At 52.2% G+C, this 15,857-nt stretch carries 13 protein-coding genes; 4 read left to right on the top strand and 9 right to left on the bottom strand.

What is annotated here, in order from left to right:
- Positions 1-20 precede the first annotated feature (20 nt).
- The 6 genes from J3U87_RS28865 to J3U87_RS28840 form a co-directional block, all read right to left on the bottom strand.
- Positions 21-3,386 (bottom strand): CHC2 zinc finger domain-containing protein, encoded by a 3,366-nt coding sequence (locus J3U87_RS28865; RefSeq protein ID WP_237379260.1) that lies wholly within the window; start codon positions 3,384-3,386, stop codon positions 21-23.
- A 14-nt stretch (positions 3,387-3,400) separates the two neighbouring features.
- Positions 3,401-5,560: an SF1B family DNA helicase RecD2 gene (recD2, locus tag J3U87_RS28860; protein WP_237379259.1), complete on the bottom strand. Its 2,160-nt coding sequence runs from the start codon at positions 5,558-5,560 to the stop codon at positions 3,401-3,403.
- Entirely contained in the window at positions 5,553-5,987 is a 435-nt protein-coding gene (locus tag J3U87_RS28855) for an ERCC4 domain-containing protein (protein ID WP_272932431.1), read from the bottom strand. The genes recD2 and J3U87_RS28855 overlap by 8 nt, the downstream gene beginning before the upstream one ends.
- A gap of 19 nt (positions 5,988-6,006) precedes the next feature.
- Positions 6,007-6,477: a DUF669 domain-containing protein gene (locus tag J3U87_RS28850; RefSeq protein ID WP_237379257.1), complete on the bottom strand. Its 471-nt coding sequence runs from the start codon at positions 6,475-6,477 to the stop codon at positions 6,007-6,009.
- A gap of 12 nt (positions 6,478-6,489) precedes the next feature.
- Entirely contained in the window at positions 6,490-7,239 is a 750-nt protein-coding gene (locus J3U87_RS28845; protein ID WP_237379256.1) for an ATP-binding protein, read from the bottom strand.
- A 96-nt stretch (positions 7,240-7,335) separates the two neighbouring features.
- Positions 7,336-9,519 (bottom strand): sigma-70 family RNA polymerase sigma factor, encoded by a 2,184-nt coding sequence (locus J3U87_RS28840; RefSeq protein WP_237379255.1) that lies wholly within the window; start codon positions 9,517-9,519, stop codon positions 7,336-7,338.
- A gap of 384 nt (positions 9,520-9,903) precedes the next feature.
- Between J3U87_RS28840 and J3U87_RS28835 the strand changes: the two genes are divergently transcribed.
- Complete coding sequence (locus J3U87_RS28835) at positions 9,904-10,137, top strand: hypothetical protein (protein ID WP_237379254.1); 234 nt, start codon at positions 9,904-9,906, stop codon at positions 10,135-10,137.
- A 541-nt stretch (positions 10,138-10,678) separates the two neighbouring features.
- Here the strand turns inward: J3U87_RS28835 and J3U87_RS28830 are convergent.
- The 3 genes from J3U87_RS28830 to tnpA all read right to left on the bottom strand — a co-directional run bounded on the left by J3U87_RS28830 (position 10,679) and on the right by tnpA (position 12,365).
- Entirely contained in the window at positions 10,679-11,008 is a 330-nt protein-coding gene (locus J3U87_RS28830; protein ID WP_237379253.1) for a hypothetical protein, read from the bottom strand.
- Between the two features lie 253 nt (positions 11,009-11,261).
- Complete coding sequence (locus tag J3U87_RS28825; protein ID WP_237379252.1) at positions 11,262-11,939, bottom strand: phosphodiester glycosidase family protein; 678 nt, start codon at positions 11,937-11,939, stop codon at positions 11,262-11,264.
- Between the two features lie 159 nt (positions 11,940-12,098).
- Positions 12,099-12,365, bottom strand: a complete 267-nt coding sequence (tnpA, locus tag J3U87_RS35410) for an IS66 family insertion sequence element accessory protein TnpA (protein WP_420038228.1) — start codon at positions 12,363-12,365, stop codon at positions 12,099-12,101.
- A gap of 585 nt (positions 12,366-12,950) precedes the next feature.
- Between tnpA and J3U87_RS28820 the strand changes: the two genes are divergently transcribed.
- Genes J3U87_RS28820 through J3U87_RS28810 form a run of 3 tightly spaced genes read left to right on the top strand, consistent with a single transcriptional unit; the run spans position 12,951 to position 15,705 of the window.
- Positions 12,951-13,322 carry a hypothetical protein gene (locus J3U87_RS28820; protein ID WP_237379251.1) on the top strand — a complete coding sequence of 124 codons (372 nt, stop codon included), beginning with the start codon at positions 12,951-12,953 and terminating at the stop codon, positions 13,320-13,322.
- 32 nt (positions 13,323-13,354) lie between these two features.
- Positions 13,355-14,485 (top strand): CHAT domain-containing protein, encoded by a 1,131-nt coding sequence (locus tag J3U87_RS28815; RefSeq protein ID WP_237379250.1) that lies wholly within the window; start codon positions 13,355-13,357, stop codon positions 14,483-14,485.
- A 23-nt stretch (positions 14,486-14,508) separates the two neighbouring features.
- Positions 14,509-15,705, top strand: a complete 1,197-nt coding sequence (locus tag J3U87_RS28810; protein WP_237379249.1) for a CHAT domain-containing protein — start codon at positions 14,509-14,511, stop codon at positions 15,703-15,705.
- The last annotated feature ends 152 nt before the right edge of the window (positions 15,706-15,857 follow it).

Here is a 15,857-nt window from a genome sequence, read left to right as displayed (position 1 = left end):
ATCATGAACCTGAATTTTGATCAGCTCTCCTCTTGCAGAATCGAATACGTCCGCCGCCGTCCTCCGCCCACCTTCGAAGTCACCACAAACCCGGCATCTCGAATCAACTTTCTCGAATGGAACATTCGCTGGCCGAATTGGGTCGTGTTCGTATACGGAAACGCAAGGCCCATGTCCTTGCAATACTTCGTTAGTCCGGTGAACAGGGTTTGGCCGGTTGCCGTCAAGACCTTTCCATCTTCGACCACCAGACCATACTTCATTTGAAAGTCAACAACTGCCGTCCCGCGACCATTGGGTGATTCGTCTGCATCACGGGCTCGCTGGCTCGCATTGAACAAACCGTTGAGTGCCGTCACGATCGGTTCGGACTCCCGCGCCGCCTCATTGCTGGTTTCATTCAGGGCGTTCACGCAGGCCACCAACACCGGATTGAGTTCTTCGAGGTCCGGGGCAGGTTGCTCCCCGCCTTCGGCAAGGCTGAACAAGTACATCAGCGCGAGGAAGTCCGTCGCGCGTGCCTTCTCATGGTCCCTGAACGTCCGTTTCATCAAGTCCATCGCCTTTTTGAGATGTCCATCCTGGATCCAGCCGAGTACCGTTTGGGTTTTTAGCATGATCAGAGATAGTATCTCGTCGCGATGTTCCTCGATCTTTTGGAGAATCGAACTTTCCAAGAACACCGGTTGGTCGCTTTGGCCTTCTTCCTCTGGGCTCAGGGGTACGTGACCTTCGATCCGTTCCTTCTCTTCTTCCTCGAAGCTTTTTACACGGTTATTGGACTTCCAGAACAGGATGGTAAACATCCGGCTCGTCAGTTCTGGGAGCCCAGCGCCTAGAGATTCAATTCCCGTCATGCACAACAGGCTTCGGGGTCGCTCCATTACGGTTTCGGTGTCAGTCCCGTTCGCTCGCTTTTCCCGGACCACGCCGGTCGACGCACACAATAGGAAGTCGGACAAATCCTTGCTGACGTTTTTGACTTCGATGTTGTCGAGCACCACTAGCGGATTCTTGGAGCTGTCCGTGTAGTTGGCCGCCACCGTACCGTTCTTTTGCTGGGTTTCCCCGAAAAGTAACGTGGTGAGCAGCTTCGTCGCGGTCGTCTTCCCGCAGCCCTCGCCGCCCTCGAACCGAACGATCGGCTTGGTGCCCGAGAAATCCAACAGCAAGAAGCAACCGATCCAGCTTGTGATCAAGTACCGGTCCACCAAATCGCAAGCAAGCGGATTGGAGAGCAACTCCGTGGTCAAGTCCTCCACCACTTCAAGGCTGATGCCCGTCTGAAAGTGGATCGGTTTGATTTTGTTGGCTCCACCCAGAACGACCTGTTCTGGGTTGGTGCCGTTTTGGACCACCGTCACCCCGTTCGGGGAGATTCGTGCGATTTGGCCTTCCTCATTATTCAGGTTGAAATGGATGACATGGTTCTTGGTATCCGTATGAATCCAAGTGGTCACATCCTGCTGTCGGCCATCGTTGACTGCGGTATTGGCCATGACCTCACACAATTCCCTTCCCATGGGATCGCAGGTTGACCGGCCCGTTTGTTTGAACAGCGCTGCGAGGTAGCGCCGTTTTTGACTGCCCGAGGCATCCATCCACAAGAGCTGGTTTTTCCAGAACATGTAGGGCCTTCCTTGGCTGGTGTGCAGGAAGACCGCGCCGTTTTCCACGAACCAATCGCAGGCCTTGACCGCGATCTTGTTATACGCCGGCTTCATTTGCGCCAAGTGGTATCTTCCGATCTCCTTGTCGATTAGCTCCTCACACGAGGTCGGGTCGTTCTTGTCGACCTCACCAAATTTTTTGACGAGTGCCCGTTTTCGATCCTCTCGCCTCCATTCCTTGCGCGCATCTTTGAGCAGGTCTTTTAAACCACCCAGTTTCATACCGTACAAATCCTTGATCATGACGAGGTGCCTGTCCTGAATGATTTGAGGCATGGGTGCAATCTTTTTCAAAATCGGTTTCAAAACCTCGATTCGGGCTTCATCCGCTTCAGGCCAATCCAGAGAGGTGATTTCCCACTCGACGGCAGTCTTCGCTGATTCGCGAAGCGCGAGAAACGCGTCGGTGGTTGCACCTTGATTGAACCATTCGTTGACATCGGTCTTGGCACGACCGATCAACTCGCGCGCTTCATTTCTCTGTTCCTCAGATAGTCCGTCAAGCTTGGCATCAATCACCTTTCCATCGGGATGGGGTTCAATGCCAAACCGTTTTTCCAAAGCGGTCCGTGCCTCTTGCTGGTACTGCCCCAATGGCAAGGACATGATTTTGCAAGTGATCCCGGCTTCGGCCAGCATGTGTGCGGAATCCAAAGCGCCTTTTAGACCGACCTGGCTGATTTCGTTGTCCTGGCAGATGTAGACGGTCTTCATCCGCTCCAATTTCGGAAGGACACGCTTCCAGTCATCCCGCTTGAGCCGAACCGTTACGGGCGAGATTACCGGAATACCACGCTCCATCAACGCTATCGCGTCGGTGATTCCCTCGGTGATCACCACCCAATCGGTGTTGGTGGACAGCACATCCTCATTGAACAACATCGAGTTGGTGACCGACTTCGAGACCCACGGCCGGCGCTCCGGATCGTGGACCAGCAACTTCTTGTATTTCGCGTTTTCGAACTGGTTGTGGGGAGTCCAGGGCGTCTTGCGGGCGATGCCGAAAACGACGTGGGCCTGCGACCAATACGGAAAGAACAACCGGTTTCGGAACAAGGGGAAGATGTCGTCGCGTTTGGTCTTGTGGAACAAGCCGGTCAGGAACATCTGGTCCCGATAGAATTCCTTGGATCGCAACCATACTTCAATGGGTGGAAGCCCTTCTGGCTCGATGTCGGTGTACCCGATCTTCAATTCCTTCACCGTTTCCAAGGAAATGCTGTAGTTCTTAAACAGCCACGCCAACACCTCGGGCCGCTTCAATAGGCAGATGTGGTAGTAGTCTGCCGCCGCATCCCGGATCGCATGGCACAGGTCGCGTTCCCGCCGGCGCTCCTCCACTTCGCGGATGTCGTCGCCGTACCCGCCGAATCCCGAAAGCGGCCGCATTCCCAGAAAATCAGCAAGGTAGTCGCGCGCGGCCCGGTGACTTTCAGGCATTGGGCCCCGCGTGTTCGTCGTTACCTGGCCGGATTGCACGAACTCGACCATATGAAGGACGTCCCCGCCGACACGGCAGCCATGGCAATAGAACATTTGCTTGTCGAGAATGACGTGAAAGCTGGTTCCGGACTGGGACTTGTGGTGGGGACAGTCGCATTCCAATACACGCGCCGTCCTGTTTTTGATGCGACTGGGAAGCAATCGGTCGGCCACCTTCCCGATGTCTGCCGCGGTGATGTTGTCGTAGTAGGCTTCGATGGTTGGATGTTTCATTCCGTCGTCCTTTCTCAGCTCACCATCAGGGAAAGATGGGTCCGTCGTACATGGGTCGTTTGTTTTTTGGCTGCCTGATCAATCCCATATGCGTCACCCAGGATGAAGGCGACCTGTTTGGCTCGAGTTACGCCGGTGTACAAAAGGTTCCGGTTGAGTTGGAATGCATGCTTCTTATGGCAAATCACAATGACGCACTTCGTCTCGGAACCCTGCAACTTGTGAATCGTCAGGCAATAAGCCAGTTCGATGTCCGACAAAATGGGTGAATTGCGGGCCAAGGTGACTTCTTTCCCCTCGAAATCGATAATGTATTCGGGGTTGTCTTGAAGCACCGACCCGATCGTTCCGTTCATCACGTCCAAGTCGTAGTTGTTTTTGGTCATGATGACCTTGTCCCATTTGTAGATAGGCGGTCTCCGGTTTTCCGGTACCTTGGGAATCGTCTGGCCATGGCACTTTTGGTGAACCAAACGTTGCAAGGCAATGTTGATTTCGCGGGTGCCCAACGGCCCCTTGTGAGTTGGACTGGCTACCTGAACGTCTGCAGCCAGGTCGAACCCAAATCGCTCGGACAACACCTCTCGATACAACTTTTCGAGGTAATCCCGGCATTTGGCCGAGTCCGGGAAACCTCCGATCACATACCAGGGATGAAGTTCGTCGGAGTCATTAGATTCAGGCGTGGGCGGAACTTTTCCGTCAAGAATCGCCAAACTGTTTTCCCGTAACAAACCCGCTTGGCGTTTGCAGGTTTTCAGAATCACCTTGGGGAACGATTTCGCATGGATTAAGTCGCGGAGAAGATTGCCCGGGCCAACCGGCTCGAGTTGGTTGTGATCACCAACCAACACGACCGAGGTGCGGTCGAGGTCGATGGCCTGAAAAAGCCGCCAGGCAAGAGCCACGTCCACCATCGAGACTTCGTCGACGATGACCCAATCAGCATATATTGGGTTGTCCGGTCCCACACGAAACTCAACACCGTCGTATTCGAGCAATCTGTGAATGGTTTTTGCGGGAAGCCCGATCATCTCGGTCATCCGCTGGGATGCTTTGCCCGTTGGGGCCGTGAGTGCAACTGTTCTCCCAAGGTCTTTGATCATCTTGACCAGCACATTGATCGTGAAGGTTTTGCCCGAACCCGCCCCACCAGAGATCAGCGAGATCCGGTTTATCAAAGCAGAAACGACGGCCTCGGCCTGCTCTGGTTCCAGGGTAGGGGCTATGTCGCAGACGTCGGTGCGAAGGTAATCAGCGTCTTCGACCAACTCGTTCGTACCGTGGTCATTAAAGATCTCGGCCAACTCGGTTTCCATTTCGTGAATCGAAGGCTTGGAAACCAGCAGACGCTTTCCTTTGGGAAAAGTGGTGAACTCCTTGTTTTGAAGGGATTTCTTTAGCGCCGACGTGATGACGTCCTTGCTATCCAACTCATCCATGGCCAGCAATTCATTCGCATCGTGAATGAGGTCGCCTGCATCTGTCCAGGTGTGCCCCTGCGCCAGTGCGGACTTGACGCAGTCCTTGAGACCTGCACGAATCCGACCTTCGTGACGCTTTTGAATGCCCATGGCTTGGGCCACGGCATCCACCCGTTTGAAGCCCATGCCCTCGACCTTTTCAATGAGTTGATATGGATCTTTCTCCAATAATTCACGCACGTTGTTCCCATGTATTTCCATCAACGTCTTGCATTGATGGTGGGTCAGACCGAACGAGGACAACCACGTCAACGTGCCGACATGATCGGCGTGTTTCTTCCAGACCTCGCGCAAGTGGTCGACGGTTTCCATCGAAACCATCCCGGCCTCGGCGATGCGTTCCGGTTCATTGGTAAGGACATCTCCGAAGTCGGTGCCGAAGGTATCGGCTATCAACTGAGCCTTGACCGGGCCGATCCCCTTGATGTCGGGATGGCAGGCAAGGAAATGCGCCAGGCCTTTCGGGTCAAGCTCGGTGCTGCCACCGACGTCGACCACCTTGAATTGCCAACCGTACTTATCGTGGCGGGTCCACCGACCTTTCAAGGTCAGGTGCTTGCCCTGTTCGGCGAATACCTTTCCCGCGAAGCTAACCAGTCCTTTGTCGGTGGCCAGCTTGCCGGCCGAAAACGTCGGCGAGCAAAAGAACACCTTCTCGACGAACCCGTCAATTTGCTTGAGTTCACTCATTACTTGTTCCTTCTCGTTTCAAGATTTCGTGGCACCGTGCGAGGTACCATTCTGTGAACGCCACTGCGGCCTGGCGGTCGCCGAGCCAGAACACCGGAATCCCGTGATCGAGCGTGATCGACATGACCGACCCAATGAGCGCGTTGGGTTTCAGTTGGCTGTTGTAGTTGCCGGTTAACGCGTCGCGGAAGTTGGCCTCCACCACGACGGCCGCGAATCGATAGGTGGCCAGTCGCTTAAGCTCCGCCTTGAACCGACGCCGCCCGCGGGTCAAGGTGCCGAGCAAGTCAGCCAGGGACTTGCGCTCGACCGCCACCTCGGTTTCGTGACCGGCCAGGGAGTAATCCCCAGCGGGCAGGGCACGGCGCACCATGCCCACCCGCTCGGAGTCGAACGCATACGGTTGCTTTTCCCTGGTGTCGATCACGATGACCGGTTGGCCGGACTCAGAAAGGGATATCGTCTTTGCCCGTGGGTGCGGAGTCGGCGGCGGTGTCGAGACCTTCGAGGCGTTTGTTGAAGTACACGTTGGTGCTGTCGGCCTTCACTTTCAGGAAGATTTCGAGATCGACGTCCAGCAGGTCGGCGAGCCGCAAGGGCAAGTCGCTGAGCTTGGCCAGCTCCAACCCGCAAATGGCCAGATCGGTTTTGATGTAGCTCATCGTGTTGGCCGTGAGCACCGAGTTTCGCCAGATGCGGCGGTTCCGGTACTTGCCGGAGAGCACGAGCAGTTCCCATTTGATCATCGGGTTGCCGGTCGTCTTCGCTTTGGTCAACTCGACTTTGGCGACACGAACCTGGTACTTCCCTTCGGGGAGGTCTTCAAAGCTTTTGGATTCCTTTTTCTCGGCGCGGACGAAGTCGTCGTCCATTGAACTCAGGTCGATTTCGTTTTCGAAATTGTCTTCCATGGTCATGGTGAAGTCTCCTTAAGGTTTCGCGGTCACGGCGTCTTGGCTATGTTTCTCGGTCTTGGCTTCCTGCTGGGCGTGCTCGAAGGCCGCCTGGAAGGCCGGGAAGTTCAGAGGCAACACGGCGGGCAACCGCTTGGTGCGGTCACCGGCTTCGAAGTGGGCGGATGGCTTGGTGTGGATCACGCGCTTTTGAACGGGCTTCCCGTCAACGACTTGGGTCTTGAGGTCGCAGAACAAGATCAAGTCGACCAAGCCCAGCACGAACTTTCGGGCCTTGTCTGGCAAGGTCGGCACGACCTTCTGGACCTTCCCGGTGCGGGTTTCGATGTCGATCGTCTTCGAGTGCGATACCAAAATCAGGCCGTAGGGCATGCCTGCCATCTTGGTCATGACTCGCGTGAACTCGTTGTCCACTAGGGCATAGCCCTTGCCGTAACCGAGGTCGGCGGGGTGTTCCATTTTGTGTTTGGCACACACGTATTCCAGGCAATGCCGGTACGCGAGGTCAATGGTATCGACGATGATGGTTTGAAACGTGTGCTCGCCCTTCGCGAGTTCGGCGCACGCCTCGAGCAAGTCTTCCCATTTGTGGATGGGCACTTGGAATGTTTCCAGGGCGTTCAGGCCGGGTTCGGTGGCGAGGAACAGGGCGCTCGGTGCCTGGCTGCAGAACTCCGATTTGCCGATTTTGGCGCCACCGTAGAGCATCACCGAAAAAGAGCTGAGGTCGGTTTTGGCGGGTGTTTTCGATTTGGGTAGGATCAAAGCTAACTCCAATTGTTGAACGTGTTTCGCGGTAAAGCCGGTGTGGCCCAACCGCTTTCCTGTTCTACCTAAAGCAAAGCGGCTCGAAGTGTCGGGTCAAAAAACCGGTTTCGCTGGCGCCAGCTCCTCGTGAGGCTCGCACCGCACGAACAGGTTGCCGGCGACCGCCTGGCTACCACCCGACCGACAAAGCGGCAGGTAGGCGCAGGGTCGACCGTAGGTGTAGCAACTGGTGCGGTTGGGGATGAAGAACCCGCGATGCACGGCTTCCTTGTAGGCCTGGGTCAATTGCCAGAGTTCGTGTTCCAATTCGCGGAACTGTTCGCGCGAGACCAGGAGTTCCTCACGGTGGAACATCGCGGGATCGGTGAGGTACTTGTCCGTCAGGCGGGACTGGAACTCGTCGTCGGGTTCCGGTAGCTTTCGCTTGGCGGAAGTGCGGCCGGTCTTCGATCGCGCGATCAGGACCGCGCGCCGTTCTTCGAACGCGTCCTCGGTTTCCCCGCGTCGTTGTTGCAATTTGGCCTTGGCCAAAACGTTGTAGATGACGCCCTTGATCGGCAGGCCCAAGGCCTTCTCCGCGTGGTAGCTATATATAATGATTTGGAAGTCATTCCAGAGCTTGGCCAGGTAGGTGCCATCGATGCTGGCCGCCGTTTTGTGTTCCAAGAGGTAATAGCCGTCTTGTCGGCGGACGATGCCGTCGATCTTCCCGGACATGGTCAACGTGGGATGCGGTTGTCCGGAGGCCGGGTTAAAGATCGGCCAACTGAACGGGACTTCAAGGCCGACGACTTCAAAGTCCTCGGTTGAGTATCGCGCCGCGTAGCCTTGCATCATCGCCATCGCGAGTTGGGAATCTCGCTTGCGGTTTGGGTTCGCTTCTTTATCTGGGATGGCGGCGGTGATGTGGCGCAACACATCGTCCAGGTCACCGTTGCCGTGCCACTTTTCCAGGCAGTCGTGGATCAGCGAGCCAAACCCGAGCACCTGCGGTCGGTCGATCGGGACCAGTTCGCGAAGGTAGCGCCATTCGAACGCGCGTTGGCAGGTCAGGAACTTCCGCCACATGGAATAGGTCGTTGTCGTGAGTTGGCTCATGGGTGATCCTCCCGATGACGAGTGTCTGATGGAAGCGCTTTCGTGTTCAGGCATGGGCGCGAACGGTGAAGGTGAGGATTCCGGTTCGGCCCTAGTGGGTTGTTTCGAGGGAGCCAGGCTTGTGAGCGGTGGTTGATCGACATGAGAAGCCACGTCGCACGGGTCGGCCGGTGTCGTCGAAACCGAGGGCGTGGCAGGTTTTCCTGTTGCGTCATGGGTCGCTTCTCCTTTCGAGTTGGGTTGGTTTCTTTGTTGGCGAGCTTGGTGTTCCGCGAGCGCCTGGGTGAACGCCGGCCTATTGCGCTTCCTGGAAAGGGGCACAGAGGTGTTCCCGGATACGGTTTGGTTGCCGTCGGACGGTGTGTTGTGGTCGTTGTCCGTACGGATTGTGCTGGCCGGATTGGCGGTAGTCGTCTTGGCCGGCTCAGCAAAGGGGGTGGCCGGTGTGGTGGTCACTTTCTTGGGCGTCGCCTCGGGATTTCGCTCGGCATACCGATCAAGACCAAACCGCATGAACGCGTTGCGAATCCGAGCGATGTCGTCGTAAATCGTCGCGCGGGGGACGCCCAGGTCACGGCTGATCTCTACCTTGGTATGGTCGGGTAACCTGTCGACGATCCGCCGTTGTCGGGGCGTCAACGACGCCATCACGCGGCGAACGTCCACGCGGACGTCCGCGGGATGGTCCGGAGTCGTCGCGCGGCTCACCGGCCTGGCGAGTGAATCGGTGGCGAGGTTGTCCTCGTTCCGAGTGAAGTTGCCCGCTCGGTCGGGTTGCGAGTCCTCGGTGGAGACCACGTCGTGGACGTACTCGCGCTTCAGGCACTTGCGGCGATCGATGAGGTTGCAGACCTTGTGGTCGACGACCCGCGACACGAATGTGGCGAGGCTTGCCTTGTCGGGATCGAACTTCGGCAAACGGGTCAATAGATCAAGGTAGAGTTCTTGGACGATGTCGTCGTGGTCGTCCCGCGCGAATTCGGCTCGGCGCTTGAGTTGGTGCGCCTTGACGTTGACCATGCGTTTGATTTTTGGGTCGTGGGCAATGTCGTCGGCGGTCGGTGTGGTCTGGGTCTGGTTCAATGGATCCCCCTGCATGCGGGGGTTGCTGTGGGTGCCGAAGACGAATGCCAAAAAAATGCGGAGTGATGCCGTGGTTCGTCGTTTGACGACACCCACAACAACCTCCGCTTATCGGTCAGTATGCTGTCTGGTGCTAGAAGCTATGTTTCAAAGAGCGTTGGGCTTGGGAACAGGTGTGTTACACGAATGTTCGGTAGTGAACGTGGGTCGGTAAACCGCGTTGGATTTCGATTTTGTCGATCACCGAAACCTTCGAGCTAATGATGAGGTTGCAGAGATCAGCGAGTGCGTTTGCGGCCGAAGGGCTGGTTTTGGCTGGTTTGGACGAGTTGGAGTGACAGGGGTATCGGCGAATCCATCGTGTTGACTCGCCGATGTATGGCTGGCCATCCCTGATTTCCAGATTGATCAACATGCCTTGGTTCAACTGTTGGATCTGGTCGATCAGGTCGGCAAAAGTGAGGGACTTAGTGGGGAAAGATGAAAGCATTGAGTCGTTCCATGGTGAGAGTGATCGGTGATGGTTTACGGGGGCACGAAAGCGTGAAAGTCAAAAAAGGCGAATCTAGAGGTAAATTAGGCGCATCTTACGGGATGGGATATATGGATGGGCAGACCATCCTGAACATTGATGGAGATCTTCCCGTTTTGTATGTCTCTGAGATACGAGATCAGAAACAGATGCTGGCGTTTGAGCCTGAAATCGTGAGGTAGGTGGCGCTGTTCGGGGAGGCCAAGACCCAATTTCACGGTGCGGGTTCCAAGCGCTGGGCCATCGATCATCGGTTCGCCTTGCTTGATTTTCACACCTTCAAGCGTTCCATGGTTGAGACGGTGGATGGCTTGAAGAAGACGTCTTTGTTTTTTGGTAAGTTGGCGGTAATTCAAAGGACACCTCGATATAGGGCGATTGTTTTTGCGTCATTTTGACCAATAAGGAGCTGTGATGCCCTGGTTCGTGCGCACCCAGAGCTGAGGGATCCTCGCACTACCTCGGTCATATTCTTGGTTAATCACTGGTTCTTATTGTCAAAACGACTTCATCACTTCGTCGTGGCTGGATTGTAATCTGAAAATTTTGGCCAGCACAATAGGGTGAATTCTTAAGAAAAATAAAACCTGCGCAGCACTTTAAACGCTCTTCCTAACACAATGTAGGATCCATACGGGATGGAGGTCGGAGACATATCCGTGGCCGGTTAGGTGAGAATTTTCGAAGCGAACAAAATTCGAGACCAGGCGCCACCTTGAAGCATCAGGATGTCTGCTCAAACCAGATTTTGTCCTGATAGTGCCGGTCGATGAAGTCGCGAACATCCTTCACTTTGTAAAAGACCCGCGCGTTCCGGGAGTTGCCAAATTTGAGATACCGCGGACCGCTGCCTTTGCCGCGCATGGCTTGCAGGCCGCGGACTGTGAAGGCTCGAAAGAACTTGGCGACCTCACGCTCGTTCATCAGATGTTCATCATCGAAGATCGCCTGGCGGATCTTGTGAAAGGTGTCGCGTTTCAGGGATTGGTAGGCCTCGGGGGTTTTGGTCTTGGCGGCGGCTTGGTGAAAGGCATCGAGGAAATCGGTGTTCAATGGGAGCCTCCGGAGGTAGATGGTGAGAACCAAGGGCTCTCCATGTCTACCTACTGGATACAGGGAGGCCGTGTCGGGACTACCGCCCTTTTTGATCACCTTCTCCTGATCGGGTACTCGGGCATGGGCTTATTTGACAAAGATGTGGGATGACACGCAGGAGAAAGCCCATTTTCTCGATTTCGATCCGCCGAAAGTGGCGCAAGCCGAAAATAGAGCCAGCAATGAATGCAACATGCGACCCTCTACCAGATCAATCACCTTTGAAAACGTAATTCCGAACGGGCCACCGATTCCGAACAACCTGCCCTTCCACCGCCAAAGCTGTCGAGGGACCTCCGTCGAGATTCAATAGCCGCTCGATCTTTGGCAGCCGATTCGAAACCAAAACCGCAAGATCGTACAAATAGATCGGCTCAGTCACGATGATCATGATGTCACCATCATTTGTAACTCCGACCAACGTTCGGCGCGCCGCGGCACCGGACCGGGAATGAATGCCTATTCTCCCACCAGGATCGATGACATATGGCCCTGACTGAAGAACGGTAGGGAAGGCATCCCGTTGGTCGTGTTTCGTGAGCAAGGCCAACTTGCCCTGCCCATCGATTGCAAGGAAACCGGAAAGCTTGGGGTCGATCGAGGAATTGATCACCTTCCCATCGATACGACAAAGGCCCGTCGGCGAAAAGTCATCTTCGAAGTAACCGCCGTTGATCATCAGGGAGTAGCGGTCAGGCTGCCAGTAAGAGAGAATGTCGTCGCCTGGCGACTTGTTGGGGACATCGATCACACCGAAGCCGTGGTTTTGGTTCGTAGGAATCGTGATGATCACGGCCTCGAGCCCCGCCTGTTCATCGACCCACCGATCAACGGTGATGCCATCATTGTTCACAGAGGTTATCCAAAGCAAAAACAGGGAAAGCGACATCTAAGCCTCGCTTCAATCAATGGAAAAAGGGATCACGGCTGTGGTGCAATGATTTAAAGGAAACGCCACGCCCAACCACCGGTGTTGCATCATCTACAGCAAGGCTGTGACGGGTTGCCGGGCGCGACGGGTTGATTGTAGTTCCTTGCCGTTTGGAATTCAATGTGTCACAAGATACAGGCCGATTGGGTTGATGCAATGCCTTTTCCGTCGGGGTTTTTCTTGTAGCGGAACCAATCTCAAACCCCGATCCGGCTTGGGGCTGCCAGGGAACTTTTGGTGCCAATACATGAAGGTCGCGTGTTTCAGGCCGTGTTCGCGGCAAAAGGCGACTTGCGAAAGCCCCGACACCTCCCAGGCGCGAATGTGAGCTTCCCAAGCCCCTGCTTTGGAAGCGCGAGTAGTCGTCTCATGAGTCTCATCCATGGTCTTCACCTCCTACCCAGCATTCTTGCCCAGGCGGTGATCGCTTTCTAGATGTGCATCCCTTGGCATTACGATGCTTGGGTTGTATACCGCGCCTTTTCAAGGTCATTTCTCGTATCGTTTTAGGGAAATTTGCGAGGTACGCAAAAGTGTTTGACGGGTTTGTGAGTGATGATGGGTCGCCGGAAAACTGAAAATGGGGGCATCCGATAGAAGTGTTGGCTACTGTTGCGGGATGAAGACAAAAGAAACGTGGAATAAGCAAGATGCGGCCATTACCCAAAATGTTCGAGTTCGAATGTCTATTGGGCTCAACAAACGAAGACTTCCGAAACACGCTGTACTTAATTCATGAGGAAACCAGGGCCCTGCTCTCTTCGTGGAAGTGATTTTTGCAGCTCCTTGCATTTTTGCTCAGGTCAGTCTATTCGCAAAAAAAATCAAATGCTAAAGAGCAAGAAAAAATGGTCGATATAGAGAGAAGTTAAATTCACCTGAAGCTAGGTACGTTCTTGCATCCAGTACCGTGACTGTTTTGATTTTGGTGAAAGATGACAATGCAGCCTTTGAAAGGGAGTGAGTTTTATGTCGAGATTAAGTATTCGAGGATTATCCAGCCAGGAAGAAGCTGAAATCAACAGGTTGTTAGACTTAGAAGAAGTGGATTTGTATATCGAGCTGGCCCAACAGCTAGGAACACTAGATAATAAAACAGATCCCGAAGATAAAGGCAAAAGTTGGCTAGGTGAACGCATAGAGACTATAAAAAAGTTAATATGCTCAGAAGGAAACTATTGTGATTTTATAAACGAAAACCCCAACATTCGATCAGTTGAAATTGTTGCAGCGTTGGGTGATCTTTTATCTAGTGTGTATGGCGGGCTTCCTGTGTTTACATTAGCTTCACTTTTAACTCAACAGCAACTCAACAAGTTATGTGAGTGTGCAGACCGTTGAAAGAGAACATTTCTCTCAAGAGCCCGAACGCTTTGGAAGTCTCCCTTCAGCTACGCTACCTAAATAACCAAATTATGGTTGTTTCCACGGGGCTCAGCGGCGAGGCTTATAGGCTAATCAGCATTTTTCAATCTGAGAAAATTATCAAGAGATCACTTAAGCTACACAAAAGAATAGAACAGGCAATACAGAGAGACGAAGAAGGCAAGCTAAATAGAAATTACAGAAAACGGCTTAAGTTTTATTTAAAACATCTTGGTGAGTATCTTTATTCTGTTGTGTTCAAAGATGAAATAGAAGATTCGTTAAATGTAGCTATTGGACAAGCTATCAGGTTTAATTGCGATGTAAATATTAGGTTAGTTGTATCGACAGATTTTTTAAACATTGTTCCGTGGGAGCTTTTTTACGCTGATGGGGCATTTTTGTGCCATGTCTACGATCTCTACCGGCACCCTTTTTCTCTTCAACCGGTAAAGCAGCAAGCAAGAAACATGGACAACCTATCTGTTCTTTTTGTTGGGGCAAATCCAAACAGCGACATTTATATCAGGGGTCAAATTGATGCTGTTTGCGCAGGGATTCCGCCGGACAAAAAAGATGCTTTTAACTTATTAGTTACTCCAGATGCGACCGTGACTAAAATTGCTAGTCGAATATTTGCCGGAACCGATATATTACATATGCTAGCGCATGGACGCTATGAAAATCAAAGCAAAAACATAAAAAGTTACTTTGTAGTTGATGGTGAATCAGGAAAGGGCCCTAACAGACTATCTTCTGAAATGCTACAAAGCTTCTGTAGAGCAAATCCAATGAAGCTGGCAATCTTAGGTGCATGCCGATCAGATCAAGCTTTTGATTATCAGAGTGTCCAAGAAGAGGTTATTCTTAATGGCGACTACTTTAGTACAGCCCATGCACTAATCAAAACTGGAATACCGTGTGTAGTTGGAATGTCTCATCCTGTATCAAAAATAGCAACAGAGATGCTTTCGCGTAGGCTTTATATTGGGTTGCTTCAACAAGGTCAGAGTATTGCACGCGCAATGCGCCAGGCGCGGCTCGAGCTTTTTGCTCACAACGACACTCTTCTTCCGTCCGACTGGTTTGCCCCTGTGCTTTACTCTCGTGGATTGTTTTATTCAAAAAAAGGTGATTAACACATGGTTAAAGGTGGTCATTATTGGCGCTTTTTGAAATAAAAATAGTTCCATCTGAAAAGGAATCAGTCATATTAGCAGAGTCAAACTTCGGCGAAGCAACAATCCAAGTACCAAACGTTTTTCTTGAAGAAATGATAAATAAATCAGAGCAGCTTAGAGAAAGCCATAAAAAACCAGATTTATGCAATTTAAAAGAAGAAATGATAAACTTCGGAATCCGCCTGTTTAGCGGAATTATTAAAGGAGACATCTTAACTCTATTTAATCGAACCATCGGCGGTTCTTTAGAAGGCCAGCTTGATATTAGATTAATGCTTGGAAAGGCAAAGTTAAATGCAATCCAATGGGAGCTTATGCATTATCGCAAGGAATATATCGGATTCAGACACAACTTCGTGCGCCATCCTTTTGTTGCTCGACCAGCAAATATTCCACAAAGAGAAAGAAAAAAGCTAAGAGTATTGGCAGTTTGTGTCGATCCTCTTTTCGGGGAAAGTGGCATACATGAAGAGCATCAAAACCTATGCGAGATACTACAAGGATATGGAGATAGTATTAATTTCACTTCTTTGTACCAAGAAGAAGCTACGCTAGATAACATCAAGGATTGCCTTTTCGAGGGAGTAGATATATGGCACTTTACAGGTCATGGACACTTCAACTCCAAAGATATTATTGAAAGCTATCTTTTAACATGGGGACGATCAAGCAGAGACACTGGTCTTCTCTCGATTCGAACACTGGCTACACTAGCCGTGAGTCAAAGCATTGGCTTTTGTTATCTGAATGCATGCAACACTGCGAGAGAATCAATCTCCAAAAATAAAATAACCTTAAATGAAACCCAAGGTGATTCTCTAGTTAATATGGCCCACGGGCTAATAGAAGCTGGCGCGCCCTTGGTTGTTGCAACCAATCATGAAATTACGATTTGGGCTGCAACAGTCTTTAGTAGAAGATTTTATAAAAGTATAATAAAATACGGTAACCGCGTCGACCAAGCAGTTCGCCAAGGGCGTGCTGAGTTGTATATTGATTCGGAGCGGGGATATGCTGGTGACTGGTCCAGCCCAGTGCTGTATGGTCGATCCCAATACATGGGTCTAGGACTTGAAGCTCTTGAATGGCGAGAAAGCTTTGATTTATTCCGCGTTAGAAATGTTGAAAAACCTGTTCTGCACGAAACAGCGCCTGAAGAAGATCAAATTATTCTTTGATTATATTTTTTTAAATTTTCGACACACATAAAAAGAACTTATGCTTTAATGATATGAGAAAATTGGTAATAGAAGCGACAGTGTTAATTCAGAGCTACCCTATATACAACAATATTGTGTGACTCAAAATGATATTCTCAAAAAAACATCTC

Origin of the sequence: Sulfidibacter corallicola, from assembly GCF_017498545.1 — a bacterium.
GTDB classification, from domain to species: Bacteria; Acidobacteriota; Holophagae; order Acanthopleuribacterales; family Acanthopleuribacteraceae; genus Sulfidibacter; species Sulfidibacter corallicola.
The sequence above is the reverse complement of the archived record's forward strand: the minus strand, read 5'-3'. Positions and strand labels throughout refer to the sequence as shown.

Bases quoted from the DNA above. Each gene is read 5' to 3' on its own strand.
- J3U87_RS28865 (WP_237379260.1), bottom strand. From the start codon at position 3,386: ATGAAACATCCAACCATCGAAGCCTACTACGACAACATCACCGCGGCA.
- J3U87_RS28835 (WP_237379254.1), top strand. From the start codon at position 9,904: ATGAAAGCATTGAGTCGTTCCATGGTGAGAGTGATCGGTGATGGTTTA.
- J3U87_RS28820 (WP_237379251.1), top strand. From the start codon at position 12,951: ATGTCGAGATTAAGTATTCGAGGATTATCCAGCCAGGAAGAAGCTGAA.
- J3U87_RS28850 (WP_237379257.1), bottom strand. From the start codon at position 6,477: ATGACCATGGAAGACAATTTCGAAAACGAAATCGACCTGAGTTCAATG.
- tnpA (WP_420038228.1), bottom strand. From the start codon at position 12,365: ATGGATGAGACTCATGAGACGACTACTCGCGCTTCCAAAGCAGGGGCT.
- recD2 (WP_237379259.1), bottom strand. From the start codon at position 5,560: ATGAGTGAACTCAAGCAAATTGACGGGTTCGTCGAGAAGGTGTTCTTT.
- J3U87_RS28825 (WP_237379252.1), bottom strand. From the start codon at position 11,939: ATGTCGCTTTCCCTGTTTTTGCTTTGGATAACCTCTGTGAACAATGAT.